This is a genomic window from Roseovarius nitratireducens (assembly GCF_002925845.1).
Lineage (GTDB): Bacteria > Pseudomonadota > Alphaproteobacteria > Rhodobacterales > Rhodobacteraceae > Roseovarius > Roseovarius nitratireducens.
The window spans coordinates 1-23,882 of record NZ_PDNI01000074.1; the positions used below are offsets into that span (position 1 = coordinate 1).

Annotated in this window: 23 protein-coding genes; 13 read left to right on the forward strand and 10 right to left on the reverse strand. The window is 65.3% G+C overall.

What is annotated here, in order from left to right; translation table 11 throughout:
• The first annotated feature begins 90 nt into the window (after positions 1–90).
• The 7 genes from tnpA to CRJ03_RS16385 all read left to right on the forward strand — a co-directional run bounded on the left by tnpA (position 91) and on the right by CRJ03_RS16385 (position 7,425).
• On the forward strand, positions 91–507 hold the full coding sequence (gene tnpA, locus CRJ03_RS16355; RefSeq protein ID WP_104016879.1) for an IS200/IS605 family transposase: 417 nt from the start codon (positions 91–93) through the stop codon (positions 505–507).
• Positions 508–656: 149 nt separating this feature from the next.
• Positions 657–1,928 (forward strand): transcription termination factor Rho, encoded by a 1,272-nt coding sequence (gene rho, locus CRJ03_RS16360; RefSeq protein ID WP_206018388.1) that lies wholly within the window; start codon positions 657–659, stop codon positions 1,926–1,928.
• A gap of 19 nt (positions 1,929–1,947) precedes the next feature.
• On the forward strand, positions 1,948–3,234 hold the full coding sequence (gene mnmE, locus CRJ03_RS16365) for a tRNA uridine-5-carboxymethylaminomethyl(34) synthesis GTPase MnmE (RefSeq protein ID WP_104019950.1): 1,287 nt from the start codon (positions 1,948–1,950) through the stop codon (positions 3,232–3,234).
• Positions 3,235–3,237: 3 nt separating this feature from the next.
• On the forward strand, positions 3,238–5,109 hold the full coding sequence (gene mnmG, locus CRJ03_RS16370) for a tRNA uridine-5-carboxymethylaminomethyl(34) synthesis enzyme MnmG (protein WP_104019951.1): 1,872 nt from the start codon (positions 3,238–3,240) through the stop codon (positions 5,107–5,109).
• Positions 5,106–5,708: a 16S rRNA (guanine(527)-N(7))-methyltransferase RsmG gene (gene rsmG, locus CRJ03_RS16375; protein ID WP_104019952.1), complete on the forward strand. Its 603-nt coding sequence runs from the start codon at positions 5,106–5,108 to the stop codon at positions 5,706–5,708. The genes mnmG and rsmG overlap by 4 nt, the downstream gene beginning before the upstream one ends.
• On the forward strand, positions 5,701–6,510 hold the full coding sequence (locus tag CRJ03_RS16380; protein WP_104019953.1) for a ParA family protein: 810 nt from the start codon (positions 5,701–5,703) through the stop codon (positions 6,508–6,510). The genes rsmG and CRJ03_RS16380 overlap by 8 nt, the downstream gene beginning before the upstream one ends.
• A 72-nt stretch (positions 6,511–6,582) precedes the next feature.
• Positions 6,583–7,425: a ParB/RepB/Spo0J family partition protein gene (locus CRJ03_RS16385; RefSeq protein WP_104020172.1), complete on the forward strand. Its 843-nt coding sequence runs from the start codon at positions 6,583–6,585 to the stop codon at positions 7,423–7,425.
• Between the two features lie 4 nt (positions 7,426–7,429).
• On the opposite strand, the gene hemW is transcribed toward CRJ03_RS16385, so the two are convergent.
• From hemW to rph, 3 genes are read right to left on the reverse strand one after another with little or no spacing between them, the layout of a single operon-like run.
• Complete coding sequence (hemW, locus tag CRJ03_RS16390) at positions 7,430–8,584, reverse strand: radical SAM family heme chaperone HemW (RefSeq protein ID WP_104019954.1); 1,155 nt, start codon at positions 8,582–8,584, stop codon at positions 7,430–7,432.
• Positions 8,577–9,185: an RdgB/HAM1 family non-canonical purine NTP pyrophosphatase gene (rdgB, locus tag CRJ03_RS16395; RefSeq protein ID WP_104019955.1), complete on the reverse strand. Its 609-nt coding sequence runs from the start codon at positions 9,183–9,185 to the stop codon at positions 8,577–8,579. Before rdgB ends, hemW begins: the two co-directional genes overlap by 8 nt.
• Positions 9,178–9,894: a ribonuclease PH gene (rph, locus tag CRJ03_RS16400; RefSeq protein WP_104019956.1), complete on the reverse strand. Its 717-nt coding sequence runs from the start codon at positions 9,892–9,894 to the stop codon at positions 9,178–9,180. Before rph ends, rdgB begins: the two co-directional genes overlap by 8 nt.
• A gap of 101 nt (positions 9,895–9,995) precedes the next feature.
• Here rph and hrcA point away from each other — a divergent pair, with 101 nt between their 5' ends.
• Both hrcA and CRJ03_RS16410 read left to right on the forward strand, forming a co-directional pair.
• Entirely contained in the window at positions 9,996–11,081 is a 1,086-nt protein-coding gene (hrcA, locus tag CRJ03_RS16405) for a heat-inducible transcriptional repressor HrcA (protein WP_439126645.1), read from the forward strand.
• 3 nt (positions 11,082–11,084) lie between these two features.
• Positions 11,085–11,645, forward strand: a complete 561-nt coding sequence (locus CRJ03_RS16410; RefSeq protein ID WP_104019957.1) for a nucleotide exchange factor GrpE — start codon at positions 11,085–11,087, stop codon at positions 11,643–11,645.
• Between the two features lie 14 nt (positions 11,646–11,659).
• Here CRJ03_RS16410 and mutS read toward each other — a convergent pair whose 3' ends face one another.
• From mutS to CRJ03_RS20165, 3 genes are all read right to left on the reverse strand, one after another.
• A complete protein-coding gene (gene mutS / locus CRJ03_RS16415; RefSeq protein WP_104020174.1) occupies positions 11,660–14,278 on the reverse strand; it encodes a DNA mismatch repair protein MutS in 2,619 nt (872 codons plus the stop codon).
• A 171-nt stretch (positions 14,279–14,449) separates the two neighbouring features.
• On the reverse strand, positions 14,450–14,896 hold the full coding sequence (locus tag CRJ03_RS16420) for a hypothetical protein (RefSeq protein ID WP_129590305.1): 447 nt from the start codon (positions 14,894–14,896) through the stop codon (positions 14,450–14,452).
• Between the two features lie 13 nt (positions 14,897–14,909).
• On the reverse strand, positions 14,910–15,194 hold the full coding sequence (locus CRJ03_RS20165; RefSeq protein ID WP_129590306.1) for a hypothetical protein: 285 nt from the start codon (positions 15,192–15,194) through the stop codon (positions 14,910–14,912).
• A gap of 172 nt (positions 15,195–15,366) precedes the next feature.
• Here CRJ03_RS20165 and CRJ03_RS16425 point away from each other — a divergent pair, with 172 nt between their 5' ends.
• Positions 15,367–17,622, forward strand: a complete 2,256-nt coding sequence (locus tag CRJ03_RS16425; RefSeq protein ID WP_104019959.1) for an NADP-dependent malic enzyme — start codon at positions 15,367–15,369, stop codon at positions 17,620–17,622.
• Positions 17,623–17,678: 56 nt separating this feature from the next.
• Here the strand turns inward: CRJ03_RS16425 and msrA are convergent, their stop codons facing one another.
• Complete coding sequence (gene msrA, locus CRJ03_RS16430) at positions 17,679–18,347, reverse strand: peptide-methionine (S)-S-oxide reductase MsrA (RefSeq protein ID WP_104020175.1); 669 nt, start codon at positions 18,345–18,347, stop codon at positions 17,679–17,681.
• 148 nt (positions 18,348–18,495) lie between these two features.
• Between msrA and CRJ03_RS16435 the strand changes: the two genes are divergently transcribed.
• The gene (locus CRJ03_RS16435) at positions 18,496–19,404 is read left to right on the forward strand and encodes a D-amino acid aminotransferase (RefSeq protein WP_104019960.1); all 909 of its coding nucleotides are present in this window, start codon (positions 18,496–18,498) and stop codon (positions 19,402–19,404) included.
• On the opposite strand, the gene tmpT is transcribed toward CRJ03_RS16435, so the two are convergent.
• The gene (gene tmpT / locus CRJ03_RS16440) at positions 19,401–20,039 is read right to left on the reverse strand and encodes a thiopurine S-methyltransferase (RefSeq protein ID WP_104019961.1); all 639 of its coding nucleotides are present in this window, start codon (positions 20,037–20,039) and stop codon (positions 19,401–19,403) included. The two genes, CRJ03_RS16435 and tmpT, sit on opposite strands and share 4 nt — an antisense overlap.
• Positions 20,040–20,141: 102 nt before the next feature.
• Between tmpT and CRJ03_RS16445 the strand changes: the two genes are divergently transcribed.
• Positions 20,142–20,864: a sulfotransferase-like domain-containing protein gene (locus tag CRJ03_RS16445; protein ID WP_104019962.1), complete on the forward strand. Its 723-nt coding sequence runs from the start codon at positions 20,142–20,144 to the stop codon at positions 20,862–20,864.
• A gap of 72 nt (positions 20,865–20,936) precedes the next feature.
• On the opposite strand, the gene CRJ03_RS16450 is transcribed toward CRJ03_RS16445, so the two are convergent.
• Entirely contained in the window at positions 20,937–22,163 is a 1,227-nt protein-coding gene (locus CRJ03_RS16450) for an argininosuccinate synthase (protein WP_104020176.1), read from the reverse strand.
• Positions 22,164–22,266: 103 nt separating this feature from the next.
• On the opposite strand from CRJ03_RS16450, the gene ilvA reads away from it, so the two are divergent.
• The gene (gene ilvA / locus CRJ03_RS16455; RefSeq protein ID WP_104019963.1) at positions 22,267–23,505 is read left to right on the forward strand and encodes a threonine ammonia-lyase IlvA; all 1,239 of its coding nucleotides are present in this window, start codon (positions 22,267–22,269) and stop codon (positions 23,503–23,505) included.
• Here the strand turns inward: ilvA and CRJ03_RS16460 are convergent.
• Positions 23,502–23,834, reverse strand: coding sequence for an Hpt domain-containing protein (locus CRJ03_RS16460; RefSeq protein ID WP_104019964.1), 333 nt, complete (start codon positions 23,832–23,834; stop codon positions 23,502–23,504). The genes ilvA and CRJ03_RS16460 overlap by 4 nt on opposite strands.
• Positions 23,835–23,882 lie beyond the last annotated feature (48 nt).

A 23,882-nucleotide genomic window follows, 5' to 3' on the forward strand; every position in this document is an offset into this window, starting at 1 on the left:
GCTTCAGCGTGAAAGAATCGTGTTATGATCGTACCCTCAGAAAAATGAGCCGCAGCCGGGTCGAAGGCTCATTTTTCTGAGGGTACGATCATGCAATATGACACCGGCAAACACTGCGTCTTCTATCACCGCTACCACATCGTCTGGTCGACCAAATACCGTTACAAGGTGCTGACCGGGGCATTGCGACTGCGGGTGCGCGACATCTGCCGGCAGGTGTGCCGCGAGAACGAGGTCGACATCTTGCGCGGGGTGCTGTCGAGCGATCACGTCCACATGTTCGTCTCGGTGCCGCCGAAGCTCGCGATCGCGGATCTGGTGCGCAAGATGAAGGGCCGTTCGTCCCACAAGGTGCAACGGGAGTTTCCAGCCATCCGAAAGCGCTACTGGGGCTGCCGGTTTTGGGGGCGAGGGTACTTTTCAACCACTAACGGTGCCATCACCGAAGACATCGTACTTCAGTACCTGGAACAGCACATCGCTGATCCTACCGGCGCCAGCCGGTAGTCGTTCAGTTAAACGCGGTCGCCTCGTCTGACGCTTGACCTTACCGCCTGTGACGCCTAAGACAGCACAAGCCGCCGTCCGGTGGTCCTGAAATCCCCATATGATCCGTCCCTGGCCCTCACGGGTCCCGGCACCAATCGAGGCCTGTCATGTCCGAAGACCGTTTGAATCTCGCCGAACTCAAGGCGATGACCGCCAAGGACCTGCTCAACATCGCCGAAGAGCTGGAGATCGAGAACGCCTCGACCATGCGCAAGGGCGAGATGATGTTCTCGATCCTCAAGGAACGTGCCGAGGAAGGATGGGTGATCTTCGGCGACGGCGTACTCGAAGTGCTTCAGGACGGCTTTGGCTTCCTGCGCTCGCTCGAGGCCAACTACCTTCCCGGGCCCGACGATATCTACGTCTCGCCCGACATGATCCGGCAATTCTCGTTGCGCACCGGCGATACGATCGAGGGCGAGATTCGTCAGCCAGACGACACAGAGCGGTATTTCGCGCTTACTTCCGTCACCCAGATCAACTTCCAGGATCCGGATCGCGCGCGCCACAAGATCGCGTTTGAAAACCTCACGCCGCTCTACCCCGATGAACGGCTTCGGATGGAGATCGAGGATCCCACGATCAAGGACCGTTCCGCGCGGCTCATCGACCTTGTCGCGCCCATCGGCAAGGGGCAGCGCTCGCTGATCGTGGCGCCGCCGCGCACGGGTAAAACGGTGCTGTTGCAGAACATCGCCAACAGCATCGCGCATAACCATCCCGAGTGCTACCTCATCGTGCTGTTGATCGATGAACGACCCGAAGAGGTCACTGACATGCAGCGCTCGGTCAAGGGTGAGGTCATCAGTTCGACCTTCGACGAACCCGCCACGCGCCACGTTGCTGTCTCCGACATGGTCATCGAAAAGGCCAAGCGCCTTGTCGAGCACAAGCGCGATGTGGTCATCCTGCTCGATTCGATTACGCGCCTCGGCCGCGCCTTCAACACGGTCGTGCCGTCCTCGGGCAAGGTGCTCACCGGTGGTGTCGACGCCAACGCCCTGCAACGGCCCAAGCGGTTCTTTGGTGCGGCGCGCAATATCGAGGAGGGCGGATCGCTCACCATCGTTGCCACCGCCCTGATCGAGACCGGCAGCCGCATGGACGAGGTGATCTTCGAGGAATTCAAGGGCACCGGCAACTCCGAGATCGTGCTCGACCGCAAGGTGGCCGACAAGCGCGTGTTCCCGGCGATCGACATCCTCAAGTCCGGCACGCGCAAGGAAGAGCTGCTTATCGACAAGCTTGAGCTGCAAAAGACCTTCGTCCTGCGCCGTATCCTCAACCCGATGGGCACCACCGACGCGGTAGAGTTCCTGCTCGGCAAGCTCAAGCAGACCAAGTCGAATGCCGAATTCTTCGATTCGATGAATACCTGAGCATAGGCACGTCATCGCGATGGAGACGATCTTTGCCCTCTCCACGGCCCCCGGGAAGTCGGGTATCGCGGTCATTCGTCTCTCCGGCCCAGAGGTCGCATCCGCCGCGCGCGCGGTCTGCGGCGGGCTGCCCGTCCCCCGGCAGGCGAGCTTGCGCGTGCTGCGCGATCAGGACGGGGCGCGGCTGGACGAGGCGGTTGTGCTCTACTTTCCCGAAGGCGCGAGTTTCACTGGCGAGTCGGTGCTCGAGTTTCAGACGCATGGCAGCGCCGCAGTCATTTCTGCCTTGCTGCGCCATCTTGGCGCCCTGCCCGGTCTGCGCGCCGCGGATCCCGGAGAGTTCACGCGCCGCGCGCTGTCCAACGGTCGCCTCGACCTGACGCAGGTCGAGGCGTTGGCCGATCTTCTGGACTCGGAAACCGAGGCGCAGCGGCGCCAGGCGATGCGCGTATTCTCCGGCTCCCTCGGTAAGAAATGCGCCGAGTGGCGCGCGGCCCTGGTCCGGGCGCTGGCGCTTCTGGAGGTGACCATCGACTTCGCCGACGAGGAAGTGCCCGTCGATGTCTTTCCCGAGATACGGACGTTGCTCGCCTCGGTCAAATCCGGCCTCGACGCGGAAATTTCCGGCTTCGCCGTGGCCGAGCGTATCCGCTCCGGCTTCGAGGTGGCAATCCTCGGCGCGCCGAATGCTGGCAAGTCGACCTTGCTCAACACGCTTGCCGGGCGCGAGGCGGCGATCACCTCCGAGCATGCCGGCACCACCCGTGACGTGATCGAGGTGCGAATGGATCTCGGCGGCCTGCCTGTTACGCTTCTCGACACGGCCGGTCTTCGCGAGACCGCCGATGCGGTGGAATCCATCGGCATCGCCCGCGCCCGTGACCGCGCCGCCGCCGCCGATCTGCGGGTGTTTCTCGACGACGGCACCCACGATTTCGATGACTTGCGACAGGCGGATGACATTACCTTGCGGGCCAAGGCCGATCTCGCCCCCGGAGAGGGTGAGGGCGTATCCGGCCTCACCGGGCTGGGCGTGGATCGCCTCGTCGCCCGCGTTGCCGAAACCCTCGGGGCGAGGGCGCAAGGCGGCGGCATGGCCATCCGCGCGCGCCACGAATCGGCCATGCGCAGCGGCAGCGCGGCGCTCGACGCGGCGCTCCTTGCTCTTGACGGGGGCGAGACCGCGACCGATATCGCTGCCGAAGAGGTTCACGCCGCTGTCCGCGCGCTCGATTCTCTGGTAGGACGCATCGGTGTGGAGACGGTGCTCGGCGAGATTTTCGCGAGCTTCTGCCTTGGCAAGTGAGAGGTGTTTCACGTGAAACAATTCGATGTGCTCGTCATCGGTGGCGGACATGCCGGCGCGGATGCCGCCGACGCCGCGGCCCGGATGGGCGCGCGCACCGCCCTTGTCACCCTGTCGCGCGACGGGATCGGCGTGATGTCCTGCAACCCGGCCATCGGCGGCCTCGGCAAGGGCCACCTCGTGCGCGAGATCGACGCGCTTGATGGCGTGATGGGCCGCGTCGCGGATCGCGCCGGGATCCAGTTTCGCCTGCTCAACCGCCGCAAGGGCCCCGCCGTCCAGGGCCCCCGCGCGCAAGCTGACCGGCGCATCTACCGCGAGGAGATGCAGCGCGCCCTCGCCAGCCGGAACGACCTCGAGATCATCGAGGGCGAGGCCGCGGATTTCCGAATGAACGGCGACACCGTCACCGGCGTGATCCTCGCCGACGGCAGCGAGATCGCGGCGCGTGCCGTGATCCTCACCACGGGCACCTTCCTGCGCGGCGTCATCCACATCGGCGATGTCGCGCGCCCTGGCGGCCGCATGGGCGATCCGCCCAGCCTCCGCCTTGCCCAGCGCATGGACAGCTTCGGCCTTCCCCTCGGGCGGCTCAAGACCGGCACCCCGCCACGCCTCGACGGGCGCAGCATCAACTGGGACGGCCTCGACATGCAGCCCCCGGATGACGACCCGGTGATGTTCTCCTTCCTCTCCGACGCGCCCACGGCGCGGCAGGTTTCCTGCGGCATCACCCATACCAATGCCCGCACCCACGACATCATCCGCGACAATCTCGACCGCTCGGCCATGTATGGCGGGCATATCGACGGCATCGGCCCCCGCTATTGCCCCTCGATCGAGGACAAGATCGTACGTTTCGCTGACAAGACATCGCACCAGATTTTCCTCGAACCAGAGAGCCTTTCCGATTCGGTAATCTACCCGAACGGTATTTCCACTTCGTTACCGGTCGAGGTGCAGGAGGCGTATGTGCGCTCCATCGCCGGGCTGGAAAACGCTGAAATCCTTCAGCCCGGCTATGCCATCGAGTACGACTACGTCGACCCCCGGGCGCTCGACCACCGCCTCGCGCTGCGCGACGTGCCGGGGCTCTTTCTTGCCGGGCAGATCAACGGCACCACCGGCTACGAAGAGGCCGCGGCACAAGGGCTCGTTGCCGGGCTCAACGCCGCGCGGTTCGCGCGCGAGGAAGAGCCCGTCACCTTCAGCCGCACCGACAGCTATATCGGCGTGATGATCGACGATCTCACCACCCGCGGCGTGACCGAGCCCTACCGCATGTTCACCTCGCGCGCCGAGTTTCGCCTGTCGCTGCGCGCCGACAATGCCGACCAGCGGCTGACATCGCTCGGGATCGACGCCGGGTGCGTGGGCGAGGATCGCCGCCGGGCATTCGAGGACAAGATGAGCCGTCTCGACGCCGCGCGCAGCCTTCTCGACGCCGAGAGCTACACCCCCCGTGACCTCTCTTCCGCCGGGATCGCGGTCAACCAGGACGGCACGCGCCGCAACGGGATGCAGGTTCTCGCCTTCCCCGGTACCGAGATGGCCGACCTCGCGCCCCTCACCCCGGCCCTCGCCGATATCGCCCCCGACATCGCCGCCCAGCTCAAGAAGGACGCGACCTACGCCAATTACATCGCCCGACAGGCCCGCGACGTGGAAATACTGCGCCGGGACGAGGGCGTGGCCATCCCCGACGGGCTCGACTACGGCGGAATCGACGGCCTCTCCAACGAGCTCAAGGCCAAGCTTTCCGCCGCGCGCCCCGAAACGCTCGCCCAGGCGGCGCGCATCGACGGCATGACGCCTGCGGCGCTCGCGCTGATCCTCGTCTGCCTGCGCCGGGGCGAGCAGGCACAGAGCGCATGATCCTCCGGGATGTTTCACGTGAAACAAGGGAGCGGTTAGACCTCTACGCCACGCTCATTGAAAAGTGGAACCCGCGCATAAACCTCGTGTCGCGCGCCTCCCTTCCCCATCTGCAAGCCCGCCATTTTGAGGATTCCGCGCAGCTTCACGCCCTCGCCCCGACTCCCGTCGCCCATTGGGCCGATCTTGGCTCCGGTGGCGGCTTTCCGGGGCTCGTGATCGCCATCCTCGCGCACGAGACCGGCTCCCCCGCCCGCGTCACCCTCGTCGAATCGGACGCGCGCAAATCCGCCTTCCTGCGCACCGTGATTCGCGAGACAGGGATCGCTGCCACCGTTCGCACCGAGCGAATCGAGAAGATGGACCCGCTCGCCGCCGATGTGCTCAGCGCCCGCGCGCTCGCCGACCTCTCTGCGCTTCTTGGCTACGCCGCGCGTCATCTCGCCCCCGGCGGCACGGCGCTCTTTCCCAAGGGGGCAACATGGCGGCAAGAGCTGACAGAGGCGCAAAGCAAGTGGCATTTTACCTCCCGGGTTGATAAAAGCAGGACAGACCCCGAAGCCGTCATCCTGCGCGTCACAGGAGTATCCCGTGCCTGATTCCAGCCCGATTACCGCCCCCCGCATCATCGCGGTCGCCAATCAAAAGGGCGGCGTGGGCAAGACCACGACAACCATCAATCTTGGCGCCGCGCTCGCGGATTCCGGTGCGCGCGTGCTGATCGTCGATCTCGACCCGCAGGGCAACGCGTCCACCGGGCTCGGGATCGAGGCCAGCGCGCGCGATATCACCACCTACGATTTCCTGCTCGACGAGGCCACGCTCGACGAGGCCGTGCAGCCCACCAATCATGACCGGCTGTCGATCATCCCCGCCACTGTCGACCTGTCCTCGGCGGATATAGAGCTTTTCTCCAATGAAAAGCGCAGCTTCCTGCTGCACGATGCGCTGCGCCAGCCGGGGATGGAGGCGCTCGCCCCCGATTACGTGCTGATCGACTGCCCGCCCTCGCTCAACCTGCTGACGGTCAACGCGATGGTCGCGGCGCACTCGGTGTTGATCCCGCTCCAGGCCGAATTCTTCGCCCTCGAGGGCCTGTCGCAGCTCATGCTGACGATTCGCGAGGTGCGGCAAAGCGCCAATCCCGACCTGCGCATCGAGGGGGTTCTGCTGACGATGGTGGACGGGCGCAACAACCTCTCCGCACAGGTCGAGGCCGATGCCCGCGACACGCTCGGCGATCTCGTCTTTGCCACGCGCATCCCACGCAACGTCCGGGTGAGCGAGGCGCCGTCCTACGCCATGCCGGTCCTGACCTACGATAGCACCTCCAAGGGTGCGCAGGCCTACCGCGATCTCGCGGGCGAGATTGTCCGCAGGCACGCGCGCGTCGCGGCATAAGAAAAAGGAGACGAGGCGGTGAGCACGAAAAAATCCCAGCAACGCGGCCTTGGGCGCGGCCTCTCGGCGCTAATGGCCGATGTCCGCGAGACCACCGAGAGCCCCGAGAGCCAACCGCCGCAGCCCGACATGCGCGTGCCGGTGGAAAAGGTCCATCCCAATCCCGACCAGCCACGCCGCCATTTCGATGCCGACGCATTGGCCGATCTCGCGCGCTCGATCGCCGAAAAGGGCATCATCCAGCCCCTTATCGTGCGCCAGAGCCCCGGCAAGCCCGGTGAATACGAGATCGTCGCCGGCGAGCGTCGCTGGCGTGCCGCGCAAATGACCAAGCTGCACGAGGTGCCGGTCCTGTTGCGCGACTTCACCGATATCGAGGTGCTCGAGGTCGCGATCATCGAGAATATCCAGCGCGCCGATCTCAATCCGGTCGAAGAGGCGTCAGGCTACAGCCAGTTGATGACAAAGTTCGGCCACACCCAGGAAAAGCTGGCCGATGTCCTCGGCAAGAGCCGCAGCCACATTGCCAACGCCGTGCGTTTGCTCAACCTGTCCGAGGATGTGCAGGACCATCTGCGTAACGGCCGTCTGTCGGCGGGCCATGCGCGTGCGCTCATCACCGCGCCCGACGCGTCGGCCCTCGCCCGCAAGATCATCCAGAAGGGGCTTTCGGTCCGCGAAACCGAGAAACTCGCCAAGGCCGATCCCGCGCCGGGCCAGGGCGGCAAGAGCGGCAAGAGCAGCGGCAAGCCGGAAAAGGATGCCGACACCAAGGCGCTCGAATCCGATCTTTCGGCGGCGCTCTCGATGAGCGTGCGAATCGACCATACGCCGGGGCAAGAGGGCGGCGCGCTCACCATTCGCTACGCCTCGCTCGATGATCTCGATCGGTTGATGGGCCTGCTCAGCGCCTGACCGCTCAGGTCAACAAGTCACGCAGCACCGCGTTGAGCACCGGGCGCCCCGCGCCGGTGACCCGCAGCCGCGTGCCCGCAACCTCCACCATCCCGATATCCTCCAGGTGGCGCACCCGCCCGGCATCGAGCGGCGCGCCCGCCAGCGCTTCATGCCGCGCCATGTCGATCCCCTCGGTCAGCCGCAGCCCCATCAGCAGGTGCTCGACCGCCTGCTCGCTCCGGCTCAGGGGCGCGCGCAGGCTCTCGCCTGTCCCTTTCGTCACCGCGTCGCGCCACGTCCCCGGCGCACGCCAGGCCTCGGTGGCGTGCCGTTGCCCGCCGATGGTCAGCCGCCCATGCGCGCCCGGGCCGATGCCGACGTAATCGCCATAGCGCCAATACACCATGTTGTGCCGCGATTCCGCGCCGGGTTTGGCGTGGTTAGACACCTCGTAGCTCTCCAGCCCCGCCGCCCCACATATCTCCTGCGTGGCCAGATACATGTCGGCGGCGAGATCCTCCTCGGGCAGCCCGCGTAGCCGTCCGGCGGCGTAGCGCTCGCCAAATGCCGTCCCGCCCTCGATGGTGAGCTGATATAGCGACAGGTGATCCACCGCCAGATCAAGCGCCCGGCGCAGTTCTGCCTGCCAGGCGTCAAGCGTCTGATCCTGCCGCGCGTAGATCAGGTCAAAACTCGTCCGATCAAAGAATTTCCTCGCGATTTCATATGCTTGCATCGCCTCCGCCGCGCTGTGCAACCGCCCTAACCGCCGCAGGTCATCGTCGTTCAGCGCCTGCACGCCCAACGATACGCGGCTCACGCCTGCCGCGGCATAGGCCGCGAACCGCCCGGCCTCGACCGAGGTGGGGTTCGCCTCCAGCGTGATTTCCAGGTCATTGGCCACCGGCCACGCCGACCGCGTCGCCTCGATCACCGCGGCCACGGTGTCGGGCTCCATCAGGCTCGGCGTGCCGCCTCCGAAGAAGATCGAGCCCAGCACCCGATCAGGCACTAACTTGGCGTAACTCGCGATTTCTTGCAGGTAGGCGTCGCGCCACCCCGCGTGGTCGATCTCCTGCGCGACATGGCTGTTAAAGTCGCAATAGGGGCATTTCGCCTGGCAGAACGGCCAGTGCACGTAGAGGCCAAAGCCCCCTGATTGCCAGTCCTCAGCCAAAGGCGCCGTCGATCATCTTGGCAAAGGCGTCGGCGCGGTGGCTGATCCGGTTCTTTTCCCAGCGATCCATCTCGGCAAAGGTCACGTCATGCCCCTCGGGTTGAAAGATCGGGTCATAGCCATGCCCCTGCGCCCCGCGCATCGGCCAGACGATCCACCCCTCGACTGTGCCCTCGAACACCTCGTCATGCCCGTCGGGCCAGGCCAGCACCAGCGTGCAGCAAAACCGCGCCGTCCACGGCTGCGAAACACCGCTTTCGCGCAGGCGGTCATGCGCCTTGCCCATCGCCATGATGAAATCACGACCAGAGCCTGTTTCGGCCCAATCCGCCGTATAGACGCCCGGCGACCCGTCCAGCGCGTCGATCACGATCCCCGAATCGTCGGCCAGCGCCGGCAGCCCCGTGGCCTTCGCCGCCGCGTGCGCCTTGATCCGCGCGTTGCCGACAAAGGTGGTCTCGGTCTCCTCGGGCTCCGGCAGCCCACGCTCGCCCGCGCCGATCACCCGTACACCATACGGCTCTAGCAGATGCGCAATCTCCTCCAGCTTGCCGGCATTGTGTGTCGCCACCAAAAGCGTGTCGCCGTCAAACTTACGCACCGGTCGCCTCGCGCTGTTTTTCCACCAGCTCACCCACGCCCTTCCCGGCGAGGTCGAGCAGCGTACTCATCTCGTCGCGGGTGAACGTTGCGCCCTCGGCGCTCATCTGCACCTCGATCAGCCGCCCGGCCCCGGTGAGGATGAAATTGCCGTCAACGCCCGCAGCGCTGTCCTCGGGGTAATCGAGATCCAGCACCGGCTGCCCGGCATAGATGCCGCAGGACACCGCCGCCACCGGGTCGGGCAGTGGGTCGCTCACGACGTCCCCCGCCACCATCAACTTGGCCACCGCCAGCCGCAGCGCCACCCAGCCGCCGGTGATCGCGGCGCAGCGCGTCCCGCCGTCGGCCTGGATCACGTCGCAATCCACCGTGATCTGCCGCTCGCCCAGCGCCACCCGGTCGGTGCCCGCGCGCAGCGCCCGCCCGATCAGCCGCTGGATTTCCACCGTGCGCCCGCCCTGCTTGCCGACGGCGGCCTCGCGCCGCATCCGGCTCCCGGTCGAGCGCGGCAACATGCCGTATTCGGCGGTGACCCAGCCAAGCCCCGTGCCCTTGACAAAGGGCGGCACCCGGTCCTCGATCGTCGCGGTGCACAGAACATGCGTGTCGCCCATCTTCACAAGGCAAGAGCCTTCGGCATGTTTCAGAACGCCCGTTTCGATTGAAACGGGCCGCATTTCACTTAAATCTCTGCCAGAAGGCCGCATTACTGTCCCCTTGTGATGTTGGCCTCGGCATATAAGGGAGCGGTCCGTGATGGCAACCCCGATTGACCTTTGCCCCAAGCCGCCTTTAATGCCTGTTAACCATGGAAGCGCATCAAATGTCCGAGGATTCGAACCATCTGGCCCAGCTCAATGACCGCTCGCGCGAAGTATTTCGCCGCGTCGTAGAGGGCTATCTCGCCTCCGGCGACCCGGTCGGCTCGCGCACGCTCACCCGCGACTTCTCCGAGAAGGTAAGCGCGGCGACCATCCGCAACGTGATGCAGGATCTCGAATACATGGGCCTTCTGGGCAGCCCCCATATCAGCGCCGGGCGCGTCCCCACGCAGGAAGGGCTGCGCATGTTCGTCGATGGCCTGCTCGAAGTGGGCGGGCTCGAGGATACCGACCGCGCGCTGATCGATTCGACCATCGCCAGCAATTCCCGCGACGTCACCGGGCTGCTCGACAGCATCGGCTCGGCGCTTTCGGGTGTCACGCGCGGCGCCTCGCTGGTGCTGGCGCCCAAGCACGAGGCCCCGATCAAGCATATCGAGTTCGTCAGCCTCGCCCATGACCGCGCGCTCGCGGTGCTGGTGTTTTCCGATGGGCAGGTCGAGAACCGCGTCTTTACCCCGCCCCCAGGCCAGACCCCGAGCTCGATGCGCGAGGCAGCCAATTTTCTCAATTCGCTGGTCGAGGGCAGGACGCTCTCGGACATGCAGCGCCGCATCACCACGGAAATCGCCGCCCGGCGGCAGGAAATCGACGCGCTCGCCCATGCCTTTGTCGAGAGCGGCCTCGCCGTGTGGGCGAGCGAGGGCGAGCACCACGAGCGTCTGATCGTGCGTGGCCGCGCCAATCTCATCGACGCCGATGTCGACGAGGCCGATCTCGAGCGTATCCGCGTCCTCTTCGACGACCTCGAGCGCAAGCGCGACATCGCCGAATTCCTCGAACGCGCAGACGAGGGCGAGGGCGTGCGCATTTTTATCGGCTCAGAGAACAAACTTTTCTCACTTTCGGGTTCCTCTTTGGTTGTCTCTCCATATATGAACGCTGACCGTAAGATCATTGGCGCGGTGGGCGTAATCGGCCCGACGCGCCTTAACTACGGGCGCATTGTGCCGATCGTGGACTACACGGCACAGCTCGTGGGCAGGCTGATCTCCGACCGGAGCGAGAGGTAAGACATGGCAGAGCCGAAAGAACAGGGTTTCCTGGACGATATCGAAGAGGCCGCCGCCGAAGAGCGGGATGCGGCGGACACGGAAGTATCGCCGCAGGAGGCCGAAATCGACGCCCTGCGCGCAGAGCGCGACGCGCTTCAGGACAAGTTCATGCGCGCGCTCGCCGATGCCGAGAATTCGCGCAAGCGGTCTGAAAAGGACCGGCGCGAGGCCGAGAATTACGGCGGCTCCCGGCTCGCCCGCGACATGCTGCCGGTGCATGACAATCTCAAGCGCGCGCTTGAGACCATCACCGAGGATCAGCGCGCCGCTTCCGGCGCCCTTGTCGAGGGGATCGAGCTGACGCTGCGCGAATTGCTCAACGTGTTCGCCAAGCACGGTATCACCGTGATCGACCCGCAAGTGGGCGAACGCTTCGATCCGCAGCACCACGAGGCGATGTTCGAGGCCCCCCTGCCCGGCACCAGGGCCGGCGAGATCATCCAGGTCTCGGCGCAGGGCTTCATGCTGCACGACCGCATCCTGCGCCCCGCGCAGGTGGGCGTCTCGTCGAACAAGGGCTGATCGTAGGGCGGGGTTTACCCCGCCGTCCCGGACAAGTCCTTCAATTCATAAATCAAATCCAGCGCCTCGCGCGGGCTGAGCGTGTCGGGCAGCACCTCGGCCAGCCGCGCCTCTACCTCCGAAGCACGCGGCGCGGGGGCCGCGCTCGGCGGTGTCGCCGCAAACAGCGGCAGGTCGTCGATCAGCGCCTGCCGCGCCGCGCCGCCCTCGCGCTCGCCCTTTTCCAGCGCGTCGAGCACCACCCGCGCGCGCTCCACCACCGTCTCTGGCAGTCCCGCCAGCCGCGCCACCTGCACGCCATAGCTGCGATCCGCCGCGCCGCGCCGCACCTCGTGCAGGAAAATCACCTCACCGCCATGCTCCTTGACGCTGACCGTGGCATTGGCCACCCGGTCCAGCCGCTCGCTCAGCCGCGTCATCTCGTGGTAATGCGTGGCAAACAGCGCGCGACACCCATTCACCTCGTGCAGATGCTCCATCACCGCCCAGGCAATCGACAGCCCGTCATATGTCGCCGTGCCGCGCCCGATCTCGTCGAGGATCACCAGCGCATGCGCGTCCGCCTGGTTGAGGATCGCCGCGGTCTCGACCATCTCCACCATGAAGGTCGAGCGCCCCCGCGCCAGGTCGTCCGACGCCCCCACCCGGCTGAATAGCTGGCTGACGATCCCGATATGCGCCGCCCGCGCGGGCACATAGCTGCCCATCTGCGCCAGGAGCGCGATCAGCGCGTTCTGCCGCAGAAAAGTGGATTTTCCGGCCATGTTCGGCCCGGTCAGCAGCCAGATATCGCTCTCGCCCCCGAGGTCGCAATCATTGGCGATGAACGGCGCGCCACCCTCGCCGCGCAGGGCGCGTTCCACCACCGGGTGCCGCCCGCCCTCGATATGCAGCGCGCGGCTGTCGTCCACCCGTGGCGCGCACCAGTCCTCGGCCACCGCGATCTCTGCCAGCGCGGCCGCAAGGTCGATCTCCGCAAGCCCCGCCGCCGCCTCGCCCAGCGGTCCGGCCTGTGCCAGAATCTCCGCCTTCAGGCCATCATAGAGCCGCTTCTCGATCTCGATCGCCCGCCCTCCCGCGTTCAGGATACGGCTCTCGGTCTCGCTCAGCTCCGGCGTGGTAAAGCGCAACTGGTTGGCCGTGGTCTGGCGATGCTTGAACGTCTCGTTGAGCGGACCGGCCAGCATCTTCTCGGCATGCGTCGCCGTCACCTCGATGAAATAGCCCAGCACGTTGTTGTGCTTGATCTTGAGCGAGGCGATCCCCGTCTCCCTGACATACTCTCCCTGCATACGCGCGATCACCCCGCGCCCCTCGTCGCGCAGCTGCCGCACCTCGTCCAGCTCGTCATCGAACCCGGCAGCGATAAACCCGCCATCGCGCGCCAGCAGCGGCGGCTCGGCCACCAGCGCCCGGTCGAGCAGGTCGCGCAGCGTATCGTGACCTGTGAGAGCCGCCACCGCCTCTTGCAGCCGCCCGGGCAGATCGTGACCGTCCAGCCGCGCCGCGATCTCCCCGGCCTGTGCCAGCGCATCGCGCACCGCCGTCAGGTCGCGCGGCCCGCCCCGGTCAATCCCGAGCCGTGACAGCGCCCGGTCGAGATCGGGCACCTTGCGCAGATCACCGCGCAGATCGTCCCGTAATCGGGACTGTTCCACCATGAATCCCACGCAATCGAGCCGCGCCTGTACCTCGTCAAGCCCCCGGCTCGGGCTCGACAGCCGCCGCTCAAGCAGCCGTCCGCCCCCCGCCGTCACCGTCCGGTCGATCGTGGCAAGCAGCGATCCTGCGCGCCGCCCGTCGGGCCCGTGGGTCAGCTCCAGGCTGCGCCGCGTCGCCGCGTCGATCTGCATCGCCGACCCCTGCGCCTCGCGCACCGGTGGGCGCAAGAGCGGCAGCTTGCCCCGCTGCGTGATCTCCAGCCATTCGACGATTGCCCCCATCGCGGCGATCTCGGGCCGGGAGAACGCGCCATAGGCGTCGAGCGTGCCCACCCCGTAGAGCGCACAAAGCCGCGCCTCGGCTCCCGCGCTGTCAAATGCCGCCGCCCCCAGCGTGGTAAGCGCCGCGCCTGATTCAGACACTATTTCGGCGTAATCCGCCTCCTGCCCCTGCATCACGACAAGCTCGCGCGGCCCCAGCCGCGCCAGTTCAGCCGCCAGCCGCGCACGTCCCAGCCCCATGACGTGAAACGCGCCGGTAGAGATATCCACCCACGCCAGCGCCCCTTCGCCCCGCACCTCGGCAAAGGCCGCGAGAAAATTGTGCCGCCGCGCGTCAAGCAGGCTCTCCTCGGTCAGCGTGCCGGGCGTGACCAGCCGCACCACCTCGCGCCGCACCACCGATTTTGAGCCGCGCTTCTTGGCCTCCGCCGGGTCTTCCATCTGCTCGGCGATGGCCACGCGAAACCCCTTGCGGATGAGCGACAAAAGATACCCTTCGGCGGAATGCACCGGCACCCCGCACATGGCGATATCCTCGCCCAGGTGCTTGCCCCGCTTGGTCAGCGCGATATCCAGCGCCTCGGCCGCCGCCGCCGCGTCGTCAAAGAACAACTCGTAGAAATCACCCATCCGGTAGAACAAGAGCGCATCCGCATGCTGCGCCTTGATCTCCAGGTATTGCGCCATCATCGGCGTTACTGTCGCGTCGGTCCCGCTCAATGCTGCCCCCTGTCGTTGGCGCAGACCTTACAAACCCCCCGGTTCGCGCGAAAGCCCCTTCCGCCTTTCGGTTGAGGCCGGGGATATCTATCGTTCTGGCATGCCTAGCGAGAGCCTCGCTCTCAGCAGCAAAGTTGACCACTACTCACGCCGGAAACGTAGTCCCACGAAGCAAGAAAAAGAGGCGCGTTCTGAGGAACCCGCCTCCCAGAACGCGCGTAGCTGGGTTTCGGTTGTTTCCAGGTCATTTTTGACAACAGAAAACTTGAACATCTCCAAAGGATGATAATCAGCCTTTTCTCTCTTATTCTTGAGTGTAATGAAAAGCTTCGAAAAACGAACGATCTCCAAAGAGAAATGCTTGTCTTGGGTTACGGCACGACAACGCTTTTCTGCATACCCGTGGTCGAGCTGACGATAGAGATTGGTATACGTTTCGATAAACGCCTCGCTGTCCGGGATTGCACCAAGCGGTTCAACAAGAGCCTCGCAAACGGCATGAAACATAGCGTAGTAAAGATCGCTCGTCGCTCGCCGCAGGTTCGCCTCGTTCCTGGCGTCTGTTTCAGCGATCCGTGCCCGAGCCACGAGCAGGAGTTGGTCACTCAGCCGCGGTGGGGACAAGGTCGTCGTCTGCCATGAAGTCGATCACCGGAACAGGTAGCTCATCAGAGCGTCCGACTGGCCATACCGCATCTGTTACGCGCGCCATCTCGTCAACCGTGATACCCTTTTGAGCGTCATATGTGACTTGAATCCAAATCACTGGAGCGCCATCAGCGTTCGGCTTAAAAATGCACGAAACATCGCGCACCCGCGAGGACCCGAGGACATCACGAACGGCATGAGCAATCTTTTCTGAACTAAGTGAACGAGATTGTTCCATAACAATATAGAATCACAAACGCCAACGCATTGGAATCCCTTGTAACAAAGAGTCATCATCCGTTCTGCGAACCTGGTGGTTTCTCCGAACGCGAAAGCCCCTTCCGCCTTTCGGTTGAGGCAAGGCCCGTCCCCCGCTATTGAAGATCGAACATCTCCGAAAAGGCCGTCCCATGACCAACCCCAAATATACCCGCGAAGAGGCGCTCGCCTTTCACCTCGAGCCGACCCCCGGCAAGTTCGAGATCCAGCCCACCGTGCCAATGACCACGCAGCGCGACCTCAGCCTCGCCTATTCCCCCGGTGTGGCCGTCCCCTGCGAAGAGATCGCCGCCAATCCCGAGCTTGCCTATGACTACACCAACAAGGGCAACCTCGTCGCCGTCATCTCCAACGGCACCGCGGTGCTCGGCCTTGGCAATCTCGGCGCGTTGGGCAGCAAGCCGGTGATGGAGGGCAAGGCGGTGCTGTTCAAGCGCTTCGCCGACGTCAATTCCATCGACATCGAGCTCGACACCGAGGACCCGGATGCCTTCATCAACGCGGTGCGCTTGATGGGGCCCACCTTTGGCGGTATCAACCTCGAGGATATCAAGGCGCCCGAATGTTTCATCATCGAGCAACAGCTCAAGGCGGTGATGGATATCCCGGTGTTCCACGACGATCAGCACGGCACCGCGGTGATCTGCGCCGCCGGGCTCATCAACGCGCTGCATTTGTCGGCGAAAAAGATCGAGGATGTGCGCATCGTGCTCAACGGTGCGGGGGCGGCGGGCATCGCCTGCCTCGAATTGCTGAAATCAATGGGCGCGCGGCACGAAAACTGCATCATGTGCGACACCAAGGGCGTGATTTACCAGGGCCGCACAGAGGGCATGAACCAGTGGAAATCCGCCCACGCGGTCAAGACCGGGCTGCGCACCCTAGAAGAGGCGATGAAGGACGCGGACGTGTTCCTCGGCGTGTCGGCCAAGGGCGCGGTGACGCAGGACATGGTCGCCTCGATGGCCGACAACCCGGTGATCTTCGCCATGGCCAACCCCGATCCCGAGATCACCCCCGAAGACGCCCATGCCGTGCGTCCCGATGCGATCGTGGCCACCGGACGGTCGGATTATCCCAACCAGGTCAACAACGTGCTGGGATTCCCCTATCTCTTCCGCGGCGCGCTCGATGTCCATGCCCGCGCCATCAACGACGAGATGAAGATCGCCTGCGCCGAGGCGCTCGCCCGGCTCGCCCGGCTCGATGTGCCCGACGAGGTGGCGATGGCCTACGGGCGCAAGCTCGCCTTCGGGCGCGATTACATCATCCCCACACCGTTCGATCCGCGGCTCATCCACACCATCCCGCCCGCAGTGGCCCGCGCCGGGATGGAGACGGGGGCCGCCCGCCGCCCGATCGTCGACATGGACGCCTACGAGCTGTCGCTCAAGTCGCGCATGGACCCGACCGCCAACATCCTGCGCGGCATCAACGCCCGGGCCCGGCGCGCGCAGGCGCGGATGATCTTTGCCGAGGGTGACGATGCGCGCGTTCTGCGCGCCGCCGTGCAGTATCAGCGCACCGGCCTCGGCAAGGCGCTCGTGGTGGGCCGCGACGACGACGTCAAGGCCAAGCTCGACGCCATCGGCATGGCCGACGCGGTGCGCGAGCTCGAGGTCGTGAACGCCGCCAAGACCGACCGGCTCGACGAGTACAAGGCGTTCCTCTACGCGCGCCTGCAACGCAAGGGCTTCGACCGGCAGGATGTCCACCGCCTCGCCGCGCGCGACCGGCACGTGTTCGCCTCGCTGATGCTCGCCCACGGGCATGGCGACGCGCTGGTGACCGGGGCCACCCGAAAATCCGCGCATATCCTCGAACGAATCAACCACGTCTTCGACGCCGAAGCCGAGCATGGCGCGGTGGGCGTGACCGCGCTCTTGCACAAGGGGCGGATCGTGCTCATCGCCGACACCCTGGTGCACGAATGGCCCGACGAGGAGGATCTCGCCACCATCGCCACCCGCGGTGCCGACGTCGCGCGCCATCTCGGGCTCGATCCCCGCGTGGCCTTTGTCAGCTTCTCCACCTTCGGCTACCCGCATTCCGAGCGCGCCGAGAAAATGCACCGCGCTCCGCGCGTGCTGGAACGGCGCGGCGTCGATTTCGAATTCGAGGGCGAGATGACCGTCGATGTGGCGCTCAATGCCCGCGCGCAAGAGAATTACCCGTTCCAGCGCCTCTCGGGGCCCGCCAACGTGCTCGTGGTGCCCGCGCGCCATTCGGCCTCGATCTCGGTCAAGCTGATGCAAGAGATGGCCGGGGCCACGGTGATCGGCCCGATCCTTTCGGGCGTCGGCGCCTCGATCCAGATCTGCTCGTCCAACTTCACGTCCAACGACATCCTCAACATGGCGGTGCTGGCGGCGTGCAAGGTGGGCTGACGCAGCGCGTGCCGCGATGCTTGGCGAATGGATATTTCGGGCAAGATGAAGCCCGGTCAGGACGCCCCGGCAAACGGGGCCGCCTCGCCCCACAGCGCCCGCACCCGCGCATCGCGCCCGCAGGCCCGGCGGTAGAGCTTGTAGGCGCTCGCCTTGGTCCGGGGTCCGAACCGGGTGAGGATGATGTCGCCGCTCTTGTAGTAATCCTGGTGATAGGCCTCTGCCGGCCAGAACCTGCCGAGGTCGCGCACCGGCGTTACGATCTCGCGCCCGAGGTCGTGGGCCGCCGCCTCGATTGCTGCCTCGGCAAGCGCTTTTTCCGCCGGATCAGTGACGAAAATCGCCGTGGTATAGCTCCCTCCCCGGTCGCAGAACTGTCCGCCTGCATCGGTCGGGTCGATCGAGCGCAGGAACAGGTGCACCAACGCCTGCCGCGTCACCTGCGCCGGGTCGAACGCGATCCGCACCGCCTCCAGATGCCCGGTGCCGCCGCGCGTCACTTCGCGGTAGGTCGGGTTCTCGACCGTTCCCCCGGCAAAGCCCGACTCGGCCCCGAGCACGCCGGCGACCTTCTCGAAATCCGCCTCGACGCACCAGAAACAGCCGCCCGCGACCACCAGCGTCTCGCGCTCCGACGCCTCGGCGCCCTTGCCCTGCAGGCACAGCGCCGCCGCGATCAGCAACGCCAGCATCCCCGCCTTGAGTTCCCGTATTCCGATGATCATGACCACACCCTCCTTGCCGCGCCCAAGCATGCCGCGCCGCCCCGTCATGACCAAGCGACAAGGCCGTGACCTCACGCCTTGTTGAGCGTCGTTTCACCCTTGGCCCCCTCCCGCGCCCCCGCTACCCTCGCCGGGAAAGGAGCGCGCCATGACAGATCAGCAAACCACCCACGCCGCCGAGGAGGATGCCCGCAACGCCGATATCCGCATCTGGCTCGATGGCCGCATCGTGCCGAGGGCGCAGGCGCTGGTCAGCGTCTATGACAGCGGCTTCATGCTGGGCGACGGGGTGTGGGAGGGGCTGCGCCTCTACAACGGCACCTGGGCCTTTGCCGATGAACACCTGGATCGCCTGTTCGAGGCGGCGCGCGCCATCGACCTCGACATCGGCATGACGCGGCAAGACCTGTTTCAGGCCGTGTTAGAGACACAAGCAGCCAATGATATGACCACCGATGCCCATGCCCGCCTGATGGTGACGCGGGGGATCAAGACGCGCCCCTTCCAGCATCCGTCGCTCTCGCGCCAGGGCCCCACCATCGCCATCATCATGGAGCATTCCACCCCCGCCATCGCCCGCCCCATCCGGCTCGCCACCGTGCCGCATATCCGTGGCCTGCCAATGACGCAGGACCCCAAGCTCAATTCGCATTCCAAGCTCAATTGCATCCTCGCTTGCATCGCTGCGGAAAAGGCCGGGGCCGACGAGGCGTTGATGCTCGATATCCACGGCTTCGTGAACACCACCAATGCCTGCAACTTCTTCATCGTCCGCCGCGGCGAGGTCTGGACCTCGACGGGCGATTACTGCATGAACGGCATCACCCGGGCCAAGGTGATCGACCTCTGCCGCGCGGATGGCATCCCGGTGTATGAGAAGAATTTCTCACTGGTCGAGACCTACGGCGCTGACGAGGCGTTCCTCACCGGCACCTTCGGCGCGCAGACCCCGGTCGGCGAGATCGACGGCCGCGTGATCGGCGACGGGGTGCAGGGCCCTGTCACGACCCGTATCCAGGACTTCTACAAGGCACTGATCCGGCGCGAAACGGCTTAAAGAGGGCGCAGCAGCATCGCCTTCTCCCGCGCCGCGACGATCCCCTTGAGACCCCCCGGAACCTCCGCATCGGCCAGCACCTCGATCACATACCGCGCCCCGTGACAGCGCGCCACCTCCTCCTCGGTGATGGAAAACGGCGGGCCCTCCATCTCCGCCTGGTCGTACTCGAACGTTACCAGCAGTTGCGGCGCGACGGCGGTGATCCCGGCCAGGTGCGCGGCATAGCGGCGGCGCATCCCCTCGGGCAGCGCCACCAGCGCCGCCCGGTCATAGACCGCGTCCACCGGGCCGAGCACGTCCGCCGTGATCTCGAAAATGTCGCCCGCGAAAATGTCGATCCCGTCGGCGGAATAGCGGCGATGCGATCCCGTCGCCGTCACCTCCGGCGTCACCCCCATTTCGGCGAACAGGTCGCGCACCGCGATCTCGCTCAGCTCCGCCCCCGCCACGCGATAGCCCTGTGACAAAAGCCATGGAATATCAACGGCCTTGCCACAGAGGGGCAGAAAGATGCGCTGCCCCGGTTTGAGCCCGAGCGCCGCGATATGCGCCTCCAGCATCCGGTTGACGCGGCCCTCGTGAAAGCCAAGCCGCCCCTCTTGCCACCTGTCATGCCAGAATTGCGCGTCCATCGCCCGTGCCCCCTGTATCGTCTGCCCCGATGTGGTAGCAGAGTTGCGGGCAAAGCCAAGCGCTTGTCGCTCACAAGCCGGGGAGCAAGGGGAGGGCCGGGAATGCACATCGCCATGTGGTCGGGGCCGCGCAATCTGTCCACCGCGATGATGTACGCCTTCGCCGCGCGCGGCGATTGCGCCGTGGTGGACGAGCCGTTCTATGCCGCCTACCTCGCGAAAACCGGCCTCGATCATCCGATGCGTGACGCGATTCTCGCGGCGCAGCCGCAGGACCCGACCGCGGTGGTCGAGCGGCTTTTAGGCCCTGTTCCAGCCCAAAAGCCGCATTTCTACCAAAAGCACATGGCCCAGCACATGATCCCGGGCATCCCCCGCGACTGGGTTCTTGACGTCGTGAACGTGTTTCTCATCCGTCACCCCGCACGCGTCGCTGCCAGTTTCTCGGCCAAGTACGACAACCCCACCCTCGCCGATATCGGCTTTGTTCAGCAGGTCGAACTTTACGAGCAACTGGTGGCAGAGGGGCAGTCGCCGGTGGTGATCGATTCCGCTGATATCCGGCGCGATCCGTCAACCATGTTGCAACGGCTTTGTGCCGCCATCGGCCTCGACTGGACGCCCGCGATGCTCACCTGGCCGCGCGGCGGCCACCCCGATGATGGGGTCTGGGCCGCGCATTGGTATGGGGCCGTCCATGACAGCACCGGCTTCGCCCCCGCCGAGGGGCCGCCGCCCGCGCTCGACGGGCCGCGCGCCGCACTGGCCGAGGCGGCGAGGCCCGCCTACGAGCGGCTGCGCGCCGTGGCGCTCCCGCCCGGGTAAACAAATCCTTGCGCCACCGTGCCGGGCGCGCCGCGAACCTCCCGGTTCACGCCTTGAACCTTGCGGTTCGACTCAACCCTTCAGCCGCCGGTTCCGCGCCGCGAGCAGTTTCAGCCGCAGCGCGTTGAGCTGGATGAACCCGGCGGCATCCTTCTGGTCATAGGCCCCGGCATCCTCCTCGAACGTCACATGCGCCTCCGAGTAGAGGCTGTGATCCGACCACCGCCCGACGGTCGTGGCCGATCCCTTGTAGAGCTTCAACCGCACCGTGCCGCACACATGATGTTGCGAGTGATCAATCGCCGCCTGCAACATTTCGCGTTCAGGGCTGAACCAGAAGCCGTTATAGATCAGCTCCGCATAGCGCGGCATGAGCGAGTCCTTGAGATGCCCGGCGCCGCTGTCGAGCGTGATCTGCTCGATCCCGCGATGCGCCTCGAGCAGCACGGTGCCGCCCGGCGTCTCGTAAATGCCGCGCGATTTCATCCCGACAAAGCGGTTCTCCACGAAATCGAGCCGCCCAATACCATGCTTTCCACCCAATTCATTGAGCTTTGTCAATATGTTAGCCGGGCTCATCGGCGTGCCGTCGATGGCCACCGCATCGCCCTTGTCAAACGTGATCTCGATGAACTCCGGGGTGTCCGGCGCGTCCTCGGGGCTTACCGTGCGCTGATAGACATAGTCGGGCGCCGCCTCTGCCGGGTCTTCGAGCACCTTGCCCTCGCTCGAGGTGTGCAGCAAGTTCGCATCCACCGAAAACGGCGCCTCGCCACGCTTGTCCCTGGCGATCGGGATCTGGTTTTTCTCTGCGAAATCAAGCAGTCGCGTGCGGCTCGTCAGGTCCCATTCCCGCCACGGCGCGATCACCTTGATATCGGGGTTGAGCGCATAGGCCGCCAATTCGAACCGCACCTGGTCGTTGCCCTTGCCGGTCGCGCCGTGCGCCACGGCATCGGCCCCGATCTCGTCCGCGATCTCGACAAGACGCTTTGAAATCAAGGGTCTGGCGATCGAGGTGCCAAGCAGGTATTGCCCCTCGTAGAGCGCGTTGGCGCGGAACATCGGAAACACGAAATCGCGGACGAACTCCTCGCGCACATCCTCGATGAAGATGTTTTCTTCTTTGATTCCAAGGAGTTTCGCCTTTTCCCGCGCGGGCTCCAGCTCTTCGCCCTGGCCCAGGTCGGCGGTAAAGGTGACCACCTCGCAGCCATATTCCGTCTGCAGCCATTTCAGGATGATCGAGGTATCGAGACCCCCGGAATAGGCCAGAACAACTTTCTTCGGCGCGGACATCATGCTTCCCCCTTCGCGGATTTCCCGCGCGATTAGCGGGTTTTGCGGGGCGGGGCAAGCCAGCCCCTTGCCAGCCGCCCGCGATTGCGTCACTGACACGGCCATGTCCGATTTCCGCGATACCGCCCGCGCCGCCGAGGCCGCCATGCGCGCCGTCTTTCCGCCGACGCCCCTGCAGCGCAACGACCACCTGTCCGAGCGTTACGAGGCCGACATCTGGCTCAAGCGCGAGGATCTCAGCCCGGTGCGCTCCTACAAGCTGCGCGGTGCCTTCAACGCCATGCGCCACGTGCTCTCGGCGCGGCCCGATACCGCGCAGTTCGTCTGCGCGAGCGCCGGTAATCACGCGCAGGGCGTGGCCTATATGTGCCGCCATTTCGGGGTTCGTGGCGTGATCTTCATGCCGGTGACGACACCGCAGCAAAAGATTGGAAAGACAGAGAAATTTGGCGGCGATGCCGTTACCATCCGGCTCACCGGCGACTATTTCGACGACACGCTCGCCGCCGCGCAGGACTATTGCGCGCAGGTGGGCGGGCATTTCCTTGCGCCGTTCGACGACGAGGATGTGATCGCCGGGCAGGCCAGCGTCGCGGTCGAGATAGAGACGCAGATGGAGCGGTTGCCCGATCACATGGTGCTGCCCGTGGGCGGCGGCGGGCTGTCCTCGGGCGTCTATAGCTATTTCGGTGACCGCGTACCGCTCACCCTGGTAGAGCCCGCCGGCGGGGCCTGTCTCGCCGCGGCGGTTGCGGCGGGGGTGCCGGTGCGGCTGGATCAGGTTAATACCTTCGCCGACGGGGCCGCCGTGGCGCAGATCGGCGCGCGTCCCTTCTCGCGCCTTGCCCCGCATGACGGCTTTGGCCTGATCGCTGTCGCCGAGGACCGGCTGTGCACCACCATGCTCGAAATGCTCAATGTCGAGGGCATCGTGCTCGAGCCCGCCGGGGCGCTGTCGGTCGATGCGCTCAAGGACGTGGGCGGCCAGATTCGGGGCAAGACCGTGGTTTGCGTCACCTCCGGCGGCAATTTCGATTTCGAGCGCCTGCCCGAGGTCAAGGAGCGCGCGCAACGCTTCTCGGGGCTCAAGAAATACTTCATCCTTCGCATGCCGCAACGCCCCGGCGCGCTGCGCGATTTTCTCGAGGTTCTTGGCCCGGATGATGACATCGCGCGCTTCGAATACCTCAAGAAATCCGCGCGCAATTTCGGCTCGGTCCTCATCGGGATAGAAACGACGCGGCCCGAAAATTTCGATGCGTTCATCGCGCGCCTCGACCAAACAGGGTTTGCGTATCGCGACATCACCCGTGACGAGGTGCTTGCCGAGTTCCTCATCTAGGCGGCGATTCCCTCCGCGATCCCGGCAAGAAACGCGGCTTTCGATGCCTCATATCCCGAAACGATCCTGGGGATATCGACGCTGTCACGCGCGCCCGCGCGCGATTTCGCCTCGCCATCGGCACACAGGTTGGCAAGTGCCTTAAAGCCGAGATTGAGCGCGCTGCCCTTCAAAAAATGCAACTGTGCCTCGAGATCATCCTCTGTCGTGGCGGTACTTAGCACCGCGAGCGCCGTCTCCACTTCCTCCAGAAACAGGTCGAGCACCTCCTCGAAGGCGTCGGCACCGATCTCTTCCCGCAGTTCCCGCACGCGAATCCAGTCTATCATGTCAGCCTCTCCCGCATTTCTGCCAGTCTCCGCACGAGGTCTTCAGAA